This is a genomic window from Streptomyces sp. HUAS MG56, from assembly GCF_058673395.1.
In genome coordinates, this window is sequence record NZ_CM178722.1 from 3,056,672 (window position 1) to 3,074,838 (window position 18,167).

An 18,167-nucleotide genomic window follows, 5' to 3' on the forward strand; every position below is an offset into this window, starting at 1 on the left:
GCCTAGAACGCCTTTGCGCTGGTGGGGAGATCATTTGCGTCATTGCCTGCTCCGGTCGTGGCCGGTGGTGGCGGGTGGTGGCCGGAAAAACACAGGGCTGCGGGTACCCGGTGAGGGCACCCGCAGCCGCCCTGCTTTTACAGGTATTGACCGGTGTTCGCCACCGTGTCGATGGAGCGTCCGGTGTCCGCGCCCTGCTTTCCGGTGATGAGCGTGCGGATGTACACGATCCGCTCGCCCTTCTTTCCGGAGATTCGGGCCCAGTCGTCCGGGTTGGTGGTGTTGGGCAGGTCCTCGTTCTCCTTGAACTCGTCCACGCAGGCCTGGAGGAGGTGGGAGACGCGGAGGCCTTTCTGCGTCTTTTCGAGGAAGTCCTTGATCGCCATTTTCTTGGCGCGGCCCACGATGTTCTCGATCATGGCGCCGGAGTTGAAGTCCTTGAAGTAGAGGACTTCCTTGTCGCCGTTGGCGTAGGTGACTTCCAGGAAGCGGTTTTCCTCGGACTCGGCGTACATCTGCTCGACCGCCGTCTGGATCATGCTCTGGACGGTGGTGGTCTTGTCGCCGCCGTGTTCGCCGAGGTCGTCGGCGTGCAGCGGGAGGCGTTCGGTGAGGTACTTGCCGAAGATGTCCTTGGCGGCCTCGGCGTCGGGACGTTCGATCTTGATCTTCACGTCGAGTCGGCCGGGGCGCAGGATGGCGGGGTCGATCATGTCCTCGCGGTTGGAGGCGCCGATGACGACCACGTTCTGCAGGCCTTCCACGCCGTCGATCTCGGCGAGCAGCTGGGGGACGATGGTGTTCTCCACGTCCGAGCTGACGCCGGAGCCGCGGGTGCGGAAGAGGGACTCCATCTCGTCGAAGAAGACGATGACGGGGGTGCCCTCGCTGGCCTTCTCGCGGGCACGCTGGAAGACGAGGCGGATTTGCCGCTCGGTCTCGCCGACGTACTTGTTGAGCAGTTCGGGGCCCTTGATGTTGAGGAAGAAGCTCTTGCCGGCGGCTTGGCCGGTGACCTCGGCGACCTTCTTGGCCAGGGAGTTCGCGACGGCTTTGGCGATGAGTGTCTTGCCGCAGCCGGGCGGGCCGTAGAGCAGTACGCCCTTGGGCGGACGCAGCTCGTGCTCCTTGAACAGGTCGGGGTAGAGGTACGGCAGCTCGACGGCGTCGCGGATGGCCTCGATCTGGTTGCCGAGGCCGCCGATCTGGTCGTAGCCGATGTCCGGGACTTCTTCGAGGACGAGTTCTTCGACCTCGCTCTTGGGCACGACTTCGTAGACGTAGCCGGAGCGGGGTTCGAGGAGGAGGGCGTCGCCGGGGCGGATGGTGACGTCCAGCAGTGGCTCGGCGAGCCGTACCACCCGCTCCTCGTCGGTGTGCCCGAGTACGAGGGCGCGCTCGCCGTCCTCCAGGATCTCCTTGAGGGTGACGATGTCGCCGACGCTCTCGTATTCCATGGCCTCGACCACGTTGAGCGCCTCGTTGAGCATGACTTCCTGGCCGCGCCGCAGGTCGTCGAGGTCGACGCTTGGGCTGACGTTCACCCGGAGCTTGCGGCCGCCGGTGAAGATGTCGGCGGTGCCGTCCTCGTTGGCTTGCAGGAAGACGCCGAAGCCGGCCGGTGGCTGGGCGAGCCGGTCGACTTCTTCCTTGAGGGCCACGATCTGGTCGCGGGCCTCGCGGAGGGTGTTGGCCAGTCGTTCGTTCTGGGCGGACACGCCGGCCAGGTTCGTCTGTAGCTCGACGATCCGCTCTTCGAGAATCCTCGTGTGCCGCGGAGAGTCGGCGAGCTTGCGTCGCAGGACGGCGATCTCCTGCTCAAGGTAGGCGATCTGCCCGGCCGGGTCGTCGGACCCTCGTCCCGGGCGGATGCCGCGGTTCATGTCGTCGTCGTGGGCTGCCACGGTCCTCACCTCCTCCAAGGGGAGCTGGACGCTTCCAGACCCTACCTGGGTGGGTGTCGATTGAAACCCCTAGATCACCAAGACTGTCAAGGTGTGTCGTCGGTCACCCGATGCGCTCTCCCTCGCACGGAGGGGATACCCACTCAACGTGATGTGGAAGCAGCTTGTTCCGGGCATCGCGTGGTCGAATTCCTTCAATGCTGGCCGGAGTTGTCCGTTCAGGGCTGGTCGGCCTGTGTGCGGGCAGCCTGCCGCGCGCTCGCACGTCCTCACGCAGAGCGACGGTCCGGGCGGACGGTGTGACCGTCGGCGCGGCCTGAAGTGGTCGTTCCCCTGGCCGGGGCTCCCCTGTCCCGGTCGGGCCGTCGTACCCGTAGGTGATCGTGTGGAAACCCCGTCACGGGCGGAAGGGGGCCGGAAAGCGGCGGAGGTAGGGTCGAGGGGTGTTCAACAGCCGCTGGAGCGGACCCGGCTGGCGCTTCCGGCGCCCCGCCGCCCGGCGAACCGAGACGGCAGGAGAGGTGACCGTGCAGCAGGAGGCCCCGGGGGGCGAGGCGCTGGAGGTCTGGATCGACCAGGACCTGTGTACCGGCGACGGGATCTGTGCCCAGTACGCCCCCGAGGTGTTCGAGCTGGACATCGACGGGCTGGCGTATGTGAGGGGCGCGGGCGACGAGCTGTTGCAGAGCCCGGGGGCGACGACGCCGGTGCCGCTGCCGCTGCTCGCGGACGTGGTGGACTCGGCCCGGGAGTGTCCCGGCGAGTGCATCCATGTGCGGCGTGTTTCGGACAGGGTCGAGGTGTACGGGCCCGACGCGGACTGAGTCCCCGCCGGGCTCCGGGCCGCATGCCCCGGGTCAGACGCTGTGGGTGTCGGCGGGCGTGGAGCGGACGAACGCGCTGCCGCTCCACTTCCAGGTGACGGGGGTCTTCAGGTCGGGGCAGCAGTTGGGCACCGCGTCCGAGGAGTAGCCGAGCAGGGTGGCGGCGACCGCGCCCGCGCGCAGGGAGAAGCCGGTGACGGTGAACCGGTCCTGGGGCTTCACGAGGGTGGCGACCACGCGCGGTGTGCCGCCGTCGGACGGTCGGGTGATGACGTAGACCCCGTCCGGCGGGGTGCCCATGGCGGTGTCGCAGTGCACGACCGCGACCGTCTCCGGTCTGCCGTCCCCGTCCAGGTCCCCGCTGGCCTTCTTCACCACCACTGCCTTGACCGGTCCGCAGTTCAGCGGGAAGGCCACGCCGGTGGTGCCCGGCGGGGCGACGGCCGTGCGGGCGGCTCTGGGCTGTGTGCCGGTGGCGGCCGTGGCGGAGCCGGGCTGTACGACGGAGGAGAGGGCCACGACGCCGGCGACGGCGGTGGCCGTGGCGACCCAGTGGATGGGCCTGGTCTGGGTGTGGGCGAGCTCCGGGACGGCGGATTGCTGCACGAGGAGTGTCTCCTGTGAGGGCTGTGCCGGTGGGGTGGCCAGCATGGTGCCACACGTCACAGTGCGGGGGAACGGCGGGGTCCGGGATTCCCACGGGCGCAACGTCCGCGCGCGTGCGGGGCGTACGCACGGTGGGGGACGGGGAACCCTGGCATCCCGTCAACGAAGGGGCGCCGTGCCGGAGTTCCCGGTGGTCGGTGGGAACTCGGGCACGGCGCCCTCACGTTGAGCCGTGTGCGGCCGGTCAGCGGCCGGTGCCGCCGTCGGCGTTCGGTCCGGCGTAGTCCTCGCCGTAGGCGCCCTTGGCGGGGCGGCGGCGGCGCATGGGGGGTTCGACGCCGTCCGCGAGGCGGCGGGCGGTGAGCAGGAAGCCGGTGTGGCCGATCATCCGGTGGTCCGGGCGGACGGCCAGGCCCTCGATGTGCCAGTTGCGGATCATGGTCTCCCAGGCGGTCGGCTCGTTGAAGCAGCCGATCTCGCGGATGGACTCCACGGTCCGGGCGAGCTGGGTGGTGGTGGCCACGTAGCAGCACAGGATGCCGCCGGGGACGAGTGCCTTGGAGACGGCTTCCAGGCACTCCCAGGGGGCGAGCATGTCGAGGATGACGCGGTCGACGTCGGTGTCGGACAGGTTGTCCTGGAGGTCGCCGACGGTGAGCTGCCAGGCGGGGTGCGGGCCGCCGAAGTAGCGCTCCACGTTCGCCTGCGCGATCTCGGCGAAGTCCTCGCGGCGCTCGTAGGAGTGCAGCATGCCCTGGTCGCCGATGGCGCGCAGCAGGAAGCTGCTGAGCGAGCCGGAGCCGACGCCGGCCTCCACGACGCGCGCGCCGGGGAAGATGTCGGCGAAGGCGAGGATCTGCCCCGCGTCCTTCGGGTAGACGACGGCTGCCCCGCGGGGCATGGACAGGACGTAGTCGGGGAGCAGGGGGCGCAGCGCGAGGTAGGCCACGTTGCCGGTGGTGCGGACAACGCTGCCCTCGGGAGCACCGATCAGTTCGTCGTGCGGGAAGGAGCCCTTGTGGGTGTGGAAGTTCTTCCCTGCTTCGAGCGTGAACGTGTAGTGGCGGCCCTTGGGGTCGGTCAGCTGAACCTGGTCCCCGACCTTGAAGGGCCCGCGCCTGCGGGCGGCACCGGTCGGTTCGGACATGTGAACAGACTACCGGCCCCGGCGGGGGCCGCCGACCACCAGGCGGAGGGGCGGGGCTAGGTGGAGGGGCGGGCCATGGCCTTGACGAAGGCGCGCTCGACGTCGGACGCGGACAGGACGCCGTAGATCTCGCCGGTCTCCTCGACAACCAGGTACTCGGTGGCCGGGGTGGCGCGCAGGACGTCGAGGAGGTCCTCGCCGGCCAGTTCGGCGGAGACGCGCATGCCGTCGGTGAGGTCCTGGGCGAGGCCGCTGACCGCGACCCAGGGGCGGCGGTGCTCGGGCACGCCGACGATGGCGGCCTCGCGGACGAGGGAGAGGGGGTTGCCGTCGGCGTCGACCACGACCAGGGCGCGGGCACCGGCGGCGTTGGCGCGGCGCAGGGCCTCGGAGAGCGGGGTGTCGGTCTGCACCGGCACGGCCCGCCGGGTGAGGGTGCGGGCGCGCAGCTCGGGGAGGTGCTCGCGCAGCCGGGCCATGCGCAGGCTGTTGCCGGCGCCGGTCCAGATGATCGCGGCGAGGATGGCGGCGAGCAGGGCGTCGGTGACGGTGTCCATGCCGTTCACCTCGGTGCCGTCGCCGCCGAGCGCGCCGGACTGGTTCATCAGCGGCAGGCCGATCAGTACGGCGACGGCGAGCGCGCGGCCGACCCAGGCGGCGGCGACGGTGCCGCTCATGGGCTTGCCGGTGATCTTCCAGACGACGGCGCGGAGCATGCGGCCGCCGTCGAGGGGCAGGCCGGGCAGGAGGTTGAAGATCGCCACGATCAGGTTGGAGATCATCAGCCCCGCGAGCAGCACGCCGGGCACGGAGCGGGGTTCGACGGGCTGCATGGCGAGGTAGAAGACCCCGGCGAGGACGAGGGAGAGCAGGGGACCGACGAAGGCCAGCACGAATTCCCGGCCGGGGGTCTCGGCCTCCTTCTCGATCTCGGAGACGCCGCCGAAGAACTGGAGCTGGATGCGGCGGACCGGGAGCTTGAAGCGGATCGCGGCGACCGTGTGGGCCAGTTCGTGGACCAGCACGGAGGCGTAGAAGGCGACGGCGAAGAACAGCGAGACCAGGTAGCGCGCGGCACCCAGTTCGGGCAGCACGCGGTCGAGCTGGCCGCCGAAGACCCAGGTGATCAGCGCGGCGACGAGGAACCAGCTGGGCGCCACGTACACGGGCACCCCGAAGGGGCGCCCCATGAGGATGCCGCCGCCCGGCTCCTTGGGCCGCGGCTGCGGCGGTTCGCCCTTGGCGATGCCGGAGTGCGCGAGGGAGCGGTGTTCCGAGGGGGCCGCGGTGTCGTGGGGGTGGTCGTCGGGGGTGGAGGCGGTGCTGTCGGCCTCGGGACGTCGCGGGGGGCCGGCCCGGTCCTGGGCGTCCTGGGCGCCGGCCTGCCGAGCGCTGTCGTCCTCGGCGTTCTCAGGGGCCGGAGGTACCGCGGGGTGCTCGGCCGGCTCGTCGTTGCCGGGCCGTGGCTGCCCGCTCCCGCCGCTCACGTCCACGGTGTCCCCTCGTTCGAAGCGTCTTCCGCACCTGCCGGCCGGAAGGGTCCGAGGTCGATGGTATGCGGCCGTGTCGTCGTGTTTCGCCCCGGCACCCGTTGTGTTCGCCGCGTGGTCGCGCGGCCGGTCCGGGCGGCGGGTGGGTCACTGTCAGTGGCGGGCCGTAAGGTCTGTGGGCATGGACAGCAGCTTCGAGGGCGCGGCGGCCGAACACGTCGCCAAGGCGCCCACCTCCCTGTCGCCCTCGCGGGCCGGCGACTTCATGCAGTGCCCGCTGCTGTACCGGTTCCGGGTGATCGACCGGCTGCCGGAGAAGCCGAGCGCGGCGGCGACGAGAGGCACGCTGGTGCACGCCGTGCTGGAGCGGCTGTTCGACGCGCCCGCCGGGGAGCGGACCGCGCCGCGGGCCAAGGCGCTGATCCCGGGCCAGTGGGACCGGCTGCGGGAGAGCCGGCCGGAGGTGACGGAGCTGTTCGCCGACGATCCGGACGGCGAGCGTCTGGCGGGCTGGCTCGCGGAGGCCGAGCGGCTGGTGGAGCGCTGGTTCACGCTGGAGGATCCGACGCGGCTGGAGCCCGCGGAGCGGGAGCTGTTCGTCGAGGCCGAGCTGGAGTCCGGGCTGCGGCTGCGCGGGATCATCGACCGGGTCGACGTGGCGCCGACGGGCGAGGTCCGCATCGTCGACTACAAGACCGGCAAGGCGCCCCGGCCCGAGTACGCCGACGGCGCGCTCTTCCAGATGAAGTTCTACGCCCTCGTGGTCTGGCGGCTGAAGCAGGTCGTGCCGCGCCGTCTGCAGCTCGTCTATCTCGGCAGCGGGGACGTGCTGACGTACGACCCGGATCTGGCCGATCTGGAGCGGGTCGAGCGCAAGCTGCACGCGCTGTGGGAGGCCATCGGGCAGGCCACGCAGACCGGCGAGTGGCGCCCGCGCCCGACCAAGCTGTGCGGCTGGTGCGACCATCAGGCGCACTGCCCCGAGTTCGGCGGCACTCCCCCGCCGTATCCGCTGCCGGTGAGGGCGGCCGAGTCGGAGGCCGGGTCGCAGGGCAGAATGGGCGCGGACTAGCGAAGGAGTGTCACGTGGCCATCCGCGTCCTACTGGTCGACGACCAGCCCCTGCTGCGTACGGGTTTCCGGATGATCCTGGAGGCCGAGCAGGATCTCGCGGTCGTGGGCGAGGCCGGTGACGGTCTGCAGGCCCTCGATCAGGTGCGGGCCCTGCAACCGGACGTCGTGCTGATGGACATCCGTATGCCGCGGATGGACGGTGTGGAAGCGACCCGGCAGATCACCGGGCCCGACCGGTCCGGCCCGGCCAAGGTGCTCGTGCTGACCACGTTCGATCTCGACGAGTACGTGGTGGAGGCGCTGCGCGCCGGGGCCAGCGGCTTCCTGCTGAAGGACGCCCCCGCCAACGAGCTGGTGCAGGCGATCCGCGTGGTCGCGGCCGGCGAGGCGATGCTGGCGCCGAGCATCACGCGTCGTCTGCTGGACAAGTACGCGACGCATCTGCCCTCCGGCGAGGAGCCCGTGCCGGACACGCTGCACACGCTCACCGACCGCGAGGTGGAGGTGCTGAAGCTGGTGGCGCGCGGGCTGTCCAACGCGGAGATCGCCGCTGATCTGTTCGTCAGCGAGACGACGGTGAAGACGCACGTGGGGCATGTGCTGACCAAGCTGGGCCTGCGGGACCGGGTGCAGGCGGCGGTGTACGCGTACGAGAGCGGGCTCGTCCGCCCGGGCGCGCAGTAGCCCTGTACACAGCAGGGGCGCTGCCTCCTCCATAGGGGGGAAGCAGCGCCGCTGCGTCTGTACCGCTCAGTCCTTGCTGAGTTCCCAGAACCGGAACACCGTCGAGGCGTCCAGGCAGTACTCCAGGCCGTAGACGCCGTCGCGGGCGACGGCGTACTGCTTGGCCTGCCACACGGGCAGGACGGGCAGTTCGGCGGCGACGATGTCCTGGAGCCGGCCGAAGTCCTGGTCGGTGGCGCCGCGGTCGCTCTGCGCGGCGGTGTGCGGGATGAGCGTGCCGGTGATGGTGTCGTTGCGGTAGTGGTTGTCCAGCACGTTGCCCTTGCCGAAGAACGGGGCCGTGAAGTTGTCGGGGTCGGGGTAGTCCGGCACCCAGCCCTTCACGTAGACGCCGTACTTGCCGGCGGCGATGTCCTTCTCGTACTGGTCGAAGGTGACCGACTTGACGTCGGCGTCGAACAGGCCGCCGGCGTTGAGCTGTCCGGCGATGGCCTTCAACTCCTGGTCGGTGGCCGGGCCGTAGCGCGACGGGGTGGACCACAGGGTGAGCTTCACCTTGCCGGTGATGCCGTCGGCGCGCAGTGCGGCGGCGGCCTCGGCCTGCGAGGGGCGGGCGCCGTAGGTGTCGAAGAAGGCCGTGTTGTGGCCGGCGATGCCCGCCGGGACGATCGAGTACAGGGGGGTGGCGGTGCCCTGGTAGACGTTCTTGATCAGGGCGTCGCGGTCGAGGAGATAGGCCATGGCCTTGCGGACTCCGAGCTTTCCGGCGACCGGGTCCTTCATGTTGAAGACCAGGTGCTGGACCTCGGCGCTGCTGCCCTCGACGACGTCGACGCCCTTGCTGTCGTCCTGCTGGTCGAGGCCGGCGACGTCGGAGGCGGACAGGCCGCGGTAGGCGAGGTCGACGCTGCCGTCGAGGAGGGCCTTCTTCAGGGCGGCCCGGTCGCCGTGGAAGAACTTCAGGGTGATGCCGGAGTTCTTGACCTTCGCGGTGCCCCGGTAGTTGCCGTTGACCGAGAAGACGGCCTTGTCCTGGTCGAAGGAGTCCAGCCGGTAGGGGCCGGAGCCGACGGCCTTGCCGTCCTTGCGGAGCCCGTCCGCGTCGTACTGCCGGTGGTCCACGATGGAGCCGGCGCCGGAGGCGAGCTTGCTGGGGAAGGTGGCGTCGGGGACCTTCAGGTGGAAGACGACCTTCTTGGCGTCCGGGGTGTCGACCGAGCCGAGCGTCGGGAACATGATCGCGGGCCCCGACGGGTCGTTGATCCTCAGCATGCGGTCGAAGGAGAACTTCACGTCCTGCGAGGTGAGCGCGTCATCGTTGCTGAACTTCAGGCCGTCTCTCAGCTCGCACTGGTAGACCGTGGCCCGCGAGTCGGTGAAGGTGCACTTCTTGGCCAGTTCGGGCTGGGGTTCGGTGCCGCCCTTGGGGAAACTGAGCAGCGACTGGAAGACGTTGTCGAACAACAGCCAGGAGCCGGGGTCGTAGCCGGACGCCGGATCCGTGGCGAGGACGTCGTCGGACATCCCCATCACCACGGAGGTGCCGGTGCCTCCTAAGCCGCCGCTCTCCGTTCCACAGCCGGTCAAAAGGCCGGAGGCCAGCCCCGCCACGATGGGCAGGACCGGCCACTGGTAACGCATGTTCACTGCATGTGCCTTGTCGTCGGTTCCGTCACCCCGGGGCCGCCGTCCTGGCCCCGGGTCCCGGGTCAGCCGTTCCCGGCCCCCGGACGAGGGGAGCCGTCAGCCGCTCACACCGCGGCCGAGCTCCCACAGCTGAAGCGTCGAGGAGGAGTTGAGGGCGTACGCGACGCCCGTGATGTCGCCCCGTGCGGCGACGTACTGCTTGCCCTGCCACAGGGGCAGGACCGGGACGTCCTCGGCGACGGTGTCCTGGATCTGGGTCAGGCTCTTGGCGGCGGAGAGCCGGTCGGCCTCGCGGCGGGACTCCGGGATCAGCGTGTTCTGGATGGTGGGGTTGGAGTACGGCGAGCCGAGGAAGTTGTCCTTGTCGAGGAAGGGCGCGAGGAAGTTGTCGGCGTCCGGGAAGTCGGGGAACCAGCCCATGCCGTAGACGTCGTACTGGCCCTTCTTCTCGGCGGGCCGGAACTGCTCCCAGGGGTGTCCCTGGATGGAGGCGTCGAACAGGCCGCTGTCGTTGAGCTGCTTCTGCAGGACCTCGAACTCCTGCTTCGTGGCCGCGCCGTAGTGGTCGGTCGTGTAGTGCAGGGTCAGCTTCACCGGGGTGGTGATGCCCGCCTTGGTGAGCAGGGCCTTGGCCTTGTCGACGCTGGGGTTGCCGTACTTGTTGAAGAACGAGTTGGAGTGGCCCGTGACGGTGGCCGGGACCAGCGAGTACAGCGGCTCGGCCTCGGTGCCGTAGACCTTGCTGACCAGTTCGCCGCGGTTGATGAGCTGTGCCATGGCCTGGCGGACGGCCTTGGACTTCACGCTGGGCGCGTTGGTGTCGAAGGCCAGGTAGCGGATCTCCAGGCCCGGCATGTCGACCAGGTCGACCTTGTTGTCGCTGCCGGAGTCCAGCTTCTGGATCTGCGCGGGATCCATGGTGCGGGTCATGACGTCGATGTCGCCCTTGTCGATCGCCGTGCCCATGGCGGCGGCGGAGTCGTAGGAGCGCATCACGACCTTGCTGTTGTTCACCGTCACACTGCCCTTGTACGAAGGGTTCTTGGTGAAGGTGGCGCTGACGATCGCGTTGTCCTTGACCTCGGCCTGGAAGGTGTACGGGCCGGAGCCGTCCACCGAGAAGCCGTCGCGCAGCTTGTCCTTCGCGTAGTCCTTCGGGTCGACGATGCCCGCGGGCGGGGTGGACAGCTTGTACGGGAAGGTGGCGTCGGCCGTCTTGAGGTGGAAGATGACGTCGCGGTCGCCCTGCGTCTCGATCGTGTCGATGGTGTTCAGCAGCGCGGAGACACCGCTGTCCGACTTGATGCTCAGCACGCGCTCGATGGAGTACTTGACGTCCTCGGCGGTCACCGGGTCGCCGTTGGCGAACTTCAGTCCGTCGCGCAGCTTGCAGGCGTAGCGCTCGCTGCCGCTGTCGGTGAAGCCGCAGCTCTCGGCGGCGTCCGGGACGGGGTCGCCCTCGCCCTTGGGCTGGGCCATCAGCGTCTGCTGGGTCTGGCGCAGGATGTTCCAGAGGCCGACGTCGTAGGCGTAGGCCGGGTCGAGCGGCGCCGGGGCGTCCTTCGTGGCGGTGAACCGGTCCGTGGTGCCGACGACGATGGCGTCGCCGCTCTTGCCCCCGCCGCCGGATCCGCCGCACGCGGCGAGAACCGGGGTGAGCAGGCCGGCCAGCGCCGGCAGCACCAAAGTCTTGCGGTTCATGCGGGAGTTTCTCCAGAGCTGTTCGGGTCCGTGTATCCGGCACGCGGGGATGGTGCGGCGGAAACACGGGGGATGCGGCGATGTTCTCGCGACGAGATTAGTCCGCGCCCGCAGGAGGCTTCACGGCCCTGCGAGTTGACCTGTCATCACGCAGTGAAACCGGCTGCGGACGCACAGAAAACCCGACAGCGGCAGGATTAGTGCAGCTTCCCACCAATCGGGACACAAGGAACCGCCGATCCCCCTCGAACGGGACCGGTCAGCACACTCGGGTAACGTTGTCGAGACCCTGGAGGGTGGGGAACGTCACACCCTCAACTGTGCGGGGAGTCAGTGGAATTCGGCCGCGCGACCGGGTGCGAATTCCACTCGGGTGTACTTCCCGGGATATTTGTCCAGCGCGCCTCTTCGCACCGCCGGTACCCCCGGTGAACGGCTAGGGCATTTCCGTCATCAGACCGCGCAGAAATGCCAGGTCGACCTCTTCCAGGGAGGTCACGACGGTGCGTCCCAAAGCCGGGGCGATGGGGGCGACGGACGGTACGGCGACCACCCGGCAGCCCGCGGCCTCGGCGGCGGCGACGCCGGTCGTGGTGTCCTCGACGACCGCGCAGCGGGCCGGGTCGGCGCCGAGCCCCGCCGCGGCGAGCAGGTACGGGTCGGGGTAGGGCTTGGTGCGCGAGACCTCGTCGCCCGCGATGGACAGCGCGAAGTGGTGCGGGCCGAGGACGCTCAGCACACGGTCGATGATGCGCCGGTGGGAGGCCGAGACCAGCGCCGTGGGCACGGCCTGTTCGTGCAGTTCGGCGAGGAGCCGTGCGGCGCCCGGCATCAGCGGCAGGGCGCGGCCGATGCGGCTCTCGAAGCCCTCGTTGAGCAGCGCGCTGAGTTCGGCGAGGGTGACGGCGGCGCCGGTGGCCTCGATGAGGAAGCCGGCGCTGCGGGTCATGGGGCCGCCCACCACGACATGCCGCCAGGACTCGTCCAGGGTGTGGCCGAGCGCGGCGAAGACCTCGACCTCGACGTCCCACCAGAAGCCCTCGGTGTCCACCAGGGTGCCGTCCATGTCCAGGAGCACCGCCTGCAGCGCCGAGCCTTCGGCCGTACGAGTTCCGAGCGCGGGGACCGTGCTGGTCATCCACGCACCTCCTTGCGGGACGAGCAGGCCGGTTCCCGCGCGGGAACCGGCCTGCAATGGGCCGACAAGTGTACGACTTATCCGGTCAGTGCGCTGGGTGAGACGCGCCTCACCGGGCGTTGAAGTACTTCGCCTCCGGGTGGTGGATCACGATCGCGTCCGTGGACTGCTCGGGGTGCAGCTGGAACTCCTCGGACAGGTGGACACCGATCCGCTCGGGCCGGAGCAGCTCGGCGATCTTCGAGCGGTCCTCCAGGTTCGGGCAGGCGCCGTAGCCGAGGGAGAAGCGGGCGCCCCGGTACTTCAGGGCGAACATGTCCTCGATGTCGGCCGGGTCCTCGCCGGCGAAGCCGAGCTCGCTGCGGACGCGGGCGTGCCAGTACTCGGCGAGCGCCTCGGCCAACTGCACGGACAGGCCGTGCAGTTCGAGGTAGTCGCGGTAGGAGTTGGCCGCGAAGAGCTTGGCCGTCTCCTCGCCGATGCGGGAGCCGACGGTGACGACCTGGAGGCCGACCACGTCCGTCTCGCCCGACTCCTCCGGGCGGAAGAAGTCGGACAGGCACAGCCGGCGGCCCCGGCGCTGGCGCGGGAAGGTGAAGCGGGTGCGCTCGTTGCCCTGCTCGTCCAGGATGATCAGGTCGTCGTCCTTGGACACGCAGGGGAAGTAGCCGTAGACGACGGCCGCTTCGAGGAGGTTCTCCGTCTGCAGCCGGTCCAGCAGACCGCGCAGCCGCGGCCGGCCCTCGCTCTCCACCAGGTCCTCGTACGACGGTCCCTCGCCGGTGCGGGCCTGCCGCAGCCCCCACTGGCCCTTGAACAGGGCGCCCTCGTCCAGCCAGGACGCGTACTCCTTGAGCTGGATGCCCTTGACGATCCGGGTGTCCCAGAACGGCGGGGCCGGCACCGGGTTGTCGGTGGCGACGTCGGAGCGGACGTGCCCCTCCTCCGGGCGTTCCTCCGCCGGGGCGACGACCGCGGGCCGCACGCGGCGCTGCTTGAGCTCGGGCAGCTTGGCTCCGGGGACGCCGCGCTTGACGCCGATGAGGGCGTCCATCAGGCGCAGGCCCTCGAAGGCGTCGCGGGCGTAGCGGACCTCGCCCTCGTAGATCTCGTGCAGGTCCTGCTCGACGTAGGCGCGGGTGAGTGCGGCTCCGCCCAGGATCACCGGGTAGGCCGCGGCCAGCTTGCGCTGGTTCAGCTCCTCCAGGTTCTCCTTCATGATCACCGTGGACTTCACGAGCAGCCCGGACATGCCGATCACGTCGGCCCGGTGCTCCTCGGCGGCCTCCAGGATCGCGGAGACGGGCTGCTTGATGCCGAGGTTGACCACGTTGTAGCCGTTGTTGGACAGGATGATGTCGACGAGGTTCTTGCCGATGTCGTGGACGTCGCCGCGCACCGTGGCCAGCACGATGGTGCCCTTGCCCTCGGCGTCCGACTTCTCCATGTGCGGCTCCAGGTAGGCCACCGCCGACTTCATCACCTCGGCGGACTGGAGCACGAACGGCAGCTGCATCTGCCCCGAGCCGAACAGCTCACCGACGACCTTCATCCCGTCCAGGAGGGTGTCGTTGACGATGTCGAGGGCCGGCCGGTCCGCCAGGGCCGTGTCCAGGTCCGCTTCCAGGCCGTTGCGTTCGCCGTCGATGATCCGGCGCTTCAGGCGCTCCTCCAGCGGGAGGGCGGCGAGTTCCTCGGCCTTGCCGGCCTTCAGCGACTTCGCGGTGGCGCCCTCGAAGAGCTGCATCAGCTTCTGGAGCGGGTCGTAGCCCTCGGCGCGGCGGTCGTAGATCAGGTCGAGGGCGGTGGTGACCTGCTCGTCGTCGAAGCGGGCGATGGGCAGGATCTTGGAGGCGTGCACGATGGCCGAGTCCAGACCCGCCTTCACGCACTCGTCGAGGAAGACGCTGTTGAGGAGGATGCGGGCGGCCGGGTTCAGGCCGAAGGAGATGTTCGACAGGCCCAGGGTGGTCTGGACGTCGGGGTGGCGGCGCTTGAGCTCGCGGATCGCCTCGATGGTGGCCAGGCCGTCCCCGCGGGACTCCTCCTGACCGGTGCAGATGGTGAAGGTCAGGGTGTCGATGAGGATGTCCTCCTCACGGATGCCCCAGTTCCCGGTCAGGTCGGCGATCAGCCGCTCGGCGATCTCCACCTTCTTCTCGGGGGTGCGGGCCTGCCCCTCCTCGTCGATGGTCAGCGCGATCAGGGCCGCACCGTGCTCCTGGGCCAGCCGGGTGACGCGGGCGAAGCGGGAATCGGGGCCCGCGCCGTCCTCGTAGTTCACCGAGTTGATCACCGCGCGGCCGCCCAGCTTCTCCAGCCCGGCCCGGATCACGTCGACCTCGGTGGAGTCGAGCACGATCGGCAGCGTCGAGGCCGTCGCGAACCGCCCGGCCAGCTCCTCCATGTCGGCCACACCGTCCCGGCCGACGTAGTCCACGCACAGGTCGAGCAGGTGCGCGCCCTCGCGGATCTGCTCGCGGGCCAGCTCCACGCAGTCGTCCCAGCGGGCCTCCAGCATCGCCTCGCGGAACTTCTTCGAACCGTTGGCGTTCGTCCGCTCGCCGATCGCCAGGTACGACGTGTCCTGCCGGAACGGCACCGTCTGGTACAGGGAGGCCGCTCCCGGCTCCGGGCGCGGGTCACGCGCGGGCGGGGTCACGCCGCGCACCCGCTCGACCACCTGGCGCAGATGCTCCGGCGTCGTACCGCAGCAGCCGCCCACCAGCGACAGGCCGTACTCGCGCACGAACGTCTCCTGCGCGTCCGCCAGCTCGGGCGCGGACAGCGGGTAGTGGGCGCCGTCCTTGGTGAGGACCGGCAGGCCCGCGTTGGGCATGCAGGAGAGGGGGATGCGGGCGTTGCGGGCGAGGTAGCGCAGGTGCTCGCTCATCTCGGCCGGGCCGGTCGCGCAGTTCAGGCCGATCATGTCGATGCCGAGCGGCTCCAGGGCGGTCAGGGCCGCACCGATCTCGGAGCCGAGGAGCATCGTGCCGGTCGTCTCCACGGTGACCGAGACGATCACCGGCAGGTCGAGCCCGAGGGCCGCGAGGCCGCGGCGGGCTCCGAGGACGGCGGCCTTGGTCTGGAGCAGGTCCTGGGTGGTCTCCACCAGCAGCGCGTCGGCGCCGCCGCCGACCAGGCCCTCGGCGTTGCGCTGGTAGGCGTCGCGCAGGGTCTGGTACGGGGCGTGGCCGAGGGTGGGCAGCTTGGTGCCGGGGCCCATGGAGCCGAGGACCCAGCGCTGCCGGCCGTCCCGCGCCTGGAACGCGTCGGCGACCTCGCGGGCCACCCGGGCGCCGGCCTCGGACAGCTCGTACACGCGCTCGGAGATGTCGTACTCGCCGAGGGCGGAGTGGTTGGCGCCGAAGGTGTTGGTCTCGACGCAGTCCACGCCCACGGCGAAGTACGCCTCGTGGACGGAGCGGACGATGTCGGGGCGTGTGAGGTTGAGGATCTCGTTGCAGCCCTCAAGCTGCTGGAAGTCGTCCAGGGTCGGGTCCTGGGCCTGGAGCATCGTGCCCATGGCTCCGTCCGCGACCACCACACGCGTGGCGAGCGCCTCTCGGAGCGCGGACACCCGGGTCCGGCTGTCGGCATGCGGGGACGTTGGCAACGAGGCCATGAAGGGGCTCCCTAGGTGCGACGGCTGTCGGCTATGCGGCTTCCCCGGATCGGGCTGGGGAAGAGCACGGCGTCAGAGTAACCGGGAGTGGGCTTGGATGGGCAGCGGCGTCCACGAGGCGGACCGGGTGGCCCCCGCGTCACGCTCCGGGCACGTGTGATGTAACAGGTGTCGACCGACCATTGGCGGGAGGTCGACATGGACCGGTAGTGTTCGGCATTGCCGAACGCTGGGTAGCACGCCATGCGACGGTGTGCGGTGGACGACGGGTGACGACACTCGGCACCGGGACGACCGCGCGCGCCGCGTTCGTCGGCGGTCGAAGGGACGGAGGCAGGACGGCGATGGCACGGAACATCCAGTCGCTCGAACGGGCGGCCGCGATGCTGCGGCTGCTCGCGGGCGGCGAGCGGAGACTGGGCCTGTCGGACATCGCCTCGTCGCTGGGCCTCGCCAAGGGCACCGCCCACGGCATCCTGCGCACCCTCCAGCAGGAGGGGTTCGTGGAGCAGGACGACGCCTCGGGGCGCTATCAGCTGGGCGCGGAGCTGCTGCGCCTCGGCACCACGTACCTGGACGTGCACGAGCTGCGCGCCCGGGCCCTGGTGTGGACCGACGACCTGGCCCGCTCCAGCGGCGAGAGCGTGCACCTGGGGGTCCTGCACCAGCAGGGCGTGCTGATCGTGCACCACGTCTTCCGGCCGGACGACAGCCGGCAGGTGCTGGAGATCGGCGCCATGCAGCCGCTGCACTCGACCGCGCTGGGCAAGGTGCTCTCGGCGTACGACCCGGTGGCGCACAGCGAGGCGCTGGAGACCGAGCGCAAGGCCTTCACGGACCGCACGGTGTGCGAGTGGGACGCCTTCGAGCACCTCCTCGACATCACGCGCGCGCGTGGGTACGCGGCCGACGTGGAAGAGACCTGGGAGGGCGTGGCGTCCATCGCCGCGCCCATCCACGACCGGCGCCGGATGCCCGTGGGCGCGGTCGGCATCACCGGCGCCGTGGAGCGGCTGTGCCGGGACGGCGAGCTGCGGCCCGAGCTGATCGCGGCGGTGCGCGACTGCGCCCGCGCGGTCTCCAGGGATCTGGGCGCGGGCCGGTTCTGAGCCCCCTGCCTCTCGCCGAGGGGCGACCGGGACGCCGGGCGGCGTTCCGGTTCTCGCCCTACCCTGAAGTGGACATATCGGGCTAGATCCTTTGAGATCCCATGTCAGTGCCTACGTCAGGTGCGCGATGAGTGATAACCCGCAGCGATCAATAACGATCCTGTTTTCAATAACAGAACCCTTGACGCATGCGTGACGCCGAAGCAAGACTCCCGTCCATCGGTCGGCATTGTCGAACACCTACCGGCAATACGCGTTAGAGTGTGACAACGCCAAGGGCCGACATCGCTCTCACCCCCGAGGGCAGCTCGAACTCCCGGAGGGACCCGGGGTTCGGTCCCCTGGACGAAGGACAAAGGAGTCGCGGGTGTCCAGCTCCGACATCTTCATCGGCGAGACCATCGGTACCGCCATACTCATCCTGCTCGGCGGCGGCGTCTGCGCGGCCGTCACGCTGAAGGCCTCCAAGGCCCGTAACGCCGGTTGGCTCGCCATCGCCTTCGGGTGGGGCTTCGCCGTCATGACGGCCGTGTACATCTCCGGACCCCTCTCCGGTGCACACCTCAACCCGGCCGTCACCATCGCCCTCGCGATCAAGAACAGCGACTGGACCAACGTCCCGGTCTACCTCGCCGGACAGCTGCTCGGCGCGATGATCGGTGCCGCCCTGGTGTGGGTCGCCTACTACGGCCAGTTCCACGCGCACCTGACCGACAAGGAGATCGTCGGCGGTCCGGGCGCACAGGCCACGGACGCCAAGGCGGTCGAGGCGCAGGAGACGGGTGCCGGCCCGGTCCTCGGCATCTTCTCCACCGGTCCGGAGATCCGGAACGTGGCGCAGAACCTCGCCACGGAGATCATCGGCACCGTCGTGCTCATCCTCGCGGTCCTCACCCAGGGCCTGAACGACAAGGGCAACGGCCTCGGCGTCCTCGGCGGCCTCGTCACCGCGCTCGTGGTGGTGTCGATCGGTCTGTCCCTGGGCGGCCCGACGGGCTACGCCATCAACCCGGCCCGTGACCTCGGCCCGCGCATCGTGCACGCTCTGCTGCCGCTGCCCAACAAGGGTGGTTCCGACTGGAGCTACGCCTGGATCCCGGTGGTCGGTCCGCTGATCGGCGCCGCCATCGGTGCCGGAATCTACAACGTCGCCTTCGCATAAGAAGCCCGCCGTCTTCCGGCACGCGCCCCACGGACAGCCCCCTCACCACGGATCTT

13 protein-coding genes are annotated in these 18,167 nt (G+C 69.9%); 5 read left to right on the forward strand and 8 right to left on the reverse strand.

Annotation, left to right across the window (positions count from 1 at the left end; translation table 11 throughout):
• Nucleotides 1–137 precede the first annotated feature (137 nt).
• The gene (gene arc, locus AC4OXY_RS14575) at nucleotides 138–1,904 is read right to left on the reverse strand and encodes a proteasome ATPase (RefSeq protein ID WP_071375775.1); all 1,767 of its coding nucleotides are present in this window, start codon (nucleotides 1,902–1,904) and stop codon (nucleotides 138–140) included.
• Nucleotides 1,905–2,425: 521 nt separating this feature from the next.
• Here arc and AC4OXY_RS14580 point away from each other — a divergent pair.
• Nucleotides 2,426–2,728, forward strand: a complete 303-nt coding sequence (locus AC4OXY_RS14580; protein ID WP_356022686.1) for a ferredoxin — start codon at nucleotides 2,426–2,428, stop codon at nucleotides 2,726–2,728.
• 33 nt (nucleotides 2,729–2,761) lie between these two features.
• On the opposite strand, the gene AC4OXY_RS14585 is transcribed toward AC4OXY_RS14580, so the two are convergent.
• The 3 genes from AC4OXY_RS14585 to AC4OXY_RS14595 form a co-directional block, all read right to left on the reverse strand.
• Nucleotides 2,762–3,334 carry a hypothetical protein gene (locus AC4OXY_RS14585; protein ID WP_356022368.1) on the reverse strand — a complete coding sequence of 191 codons (573 nt, stop codon included), beginning with the start codon at nucleotides 3,332–3,334 and terminating at the stop codon, nucleotides 2,762–2,764.
• A 244-nt stretch (nucleotides 3,335–3,578) separates the two neighbouring features.
• On the reverse strand, nucleotides 3,579–4,481 hold the full coding sequence (locus tag AC4OXY_RS14590) for a tRNA (adenine-N1)-methyltransferase (protein ID WP_067050546.1): 903 nt from the start codon (nucleotides 4,479–4,481) through the stop codon (nucleotides 3,579–3,581).
• A 56-nt stretch (nucleotides 4,482–4,537) separates the two neighbouring features.
• Nucleotides 4,538–5,974 (reverse strand): site-2 protease family protein, encoded by a 1,437-nt coding sequence (locus AC4OXY_RS14595; RefSeq protein WP_491994026.1) that lies wholly within the window; start codon nucleotides 5,972–5,974, stop codon nucleotides 4,538–4,540.
• A gap of 178 nt (nucleotides 5,975–6,152) precedes the next feature.
• On the opposite strand from AC4OXY_RS14595, the gene AC4OXY_RS14600 reads away from it, so the two are divergent.
• Nucleotides 6,153–7,043, forward strand: coding sequence for a RecB family exonuclease (locus AC4OXY_RS14600; protein WP_491994027.1), 891 nt, complete (start codon nucleotides 6,153–6,155; stop codon nucleotides 7,041–7,043).
• A 14-nt stretch (nucleotides 7,044–7,057) separates the two neighbouring features.
• Nucleotides 7,058–7,729 carry a response regulator gene (locus AC4OXY_RS14605; RefSeq protein WP_071375780.1) on the forward strand — a complete coding sequence of 224 codons (672 nt, stop codon included), beginning with the start codon at nucleotides 7,058–7,060 and terminating at the stop codon, nucleotides 7,727–7,729.
• Between the two features lie 66 nt (nucleotides 7,730–7,795).
• Here the strand turns inward: AC4OXY_RS14605 and AC4OXY_RS14610 are convergent, their stop codons facing one another.
• The 4 genes from AC4OXY_RS14610 to metH all read right to left on the reverse strand — a co-directional run bounded on the left by AC4OXY_RS14610 (nucleotide 7,796) and on the right by metH (nucleotide 15,840).
• Nucleotides 7,796–9,376 carry an ABC transporter substrate-binding protein gene (locus AC4OXY_RS14610; RefSeq protein WP_376289001.1) on the reverse strand — a complete coding sequence of 527 codons (1,581 nt, stop codon included), beginning with the start codon at nucleotides 9,374–9,376 and terminating at the stop codon, nucleotides 7,796–7,798.
• A 96-nt stretch (nucleotides 9,377–9,472) separates the two neighbouring features.
• Nucleotides 9,473–11,077 carry an ABC transporter substrate-binding protein gene (locus AC4OXY_RS14615; protein WP_356022378.1) on the reverse strand — a complete coding sequence of 535 codons (1,605 nt, stop codon included), beginning with the start codon at nucleotides 11,075–11,077 and terminating at the stop codon, nucleotides 9,473–9,475.
• Nucleotides 11,078–11,513: 436 nt separating this feature from the next.
• Complete coding sequence (locus AC4OXY_RS14620) at nucleotides 11,514–12,215, reverse strand: HAD family hydrolase (RefSeq protein WP_356022380.1); 702 nt, start codon at nucleotides 12,213–12,215, stop codon at nucleotides 11,514–11,516.
• Between the two features lie 109 nt (nucleotides 12,216–12,324).
• Complete coding sequence (gene metH, locus AC4OXY_RS14625; protein WP_376289003.1) at nucleotides 12,325–15,840, reverse strand: methionine synthase; 3,516 nt, start codon at nucleotides 15,838–15,840, stop codon at nucleotides 12,325–12,327.
• A gap of 344 nt (nucleotides 15,841–16,184) precedes the next feature.
• Between metH and AC4OXY_RS14630 the strand changes: the two genes are divergently transcribed.
• Together AC4OXY_RS14630 and AC4OXY_RS14635 are read left to right on the forward strand one after the other, a co-directional pair.
• The gene (locus AC4OXY_RS14630; protein WP_356022384.1) at nucleotides 16,185–16,949 is read left to right on the forward strand and encodes an IclR family transcriptional regulator; all 765 of its coding nucleotides are present in this window, start codon (nucleotides 16,185–16,187) and stop codon (nucleotides 16,947–16,949) included.
• A gap of 367 nt (nucleotides 16,950–17,316) precedes the next feature.
• Entirely contained in the window at nucleotides 17,317–18,111 is a 795-nt protein-coding gene (locus tag AC4OXY_RS14635) for an MIP/aquaporin family protein (RefSeq protein WP_362819264.1), read from the forward strand.
• Nucleotides 18,112–18,167: the final 56 nt, after the last annotated feature.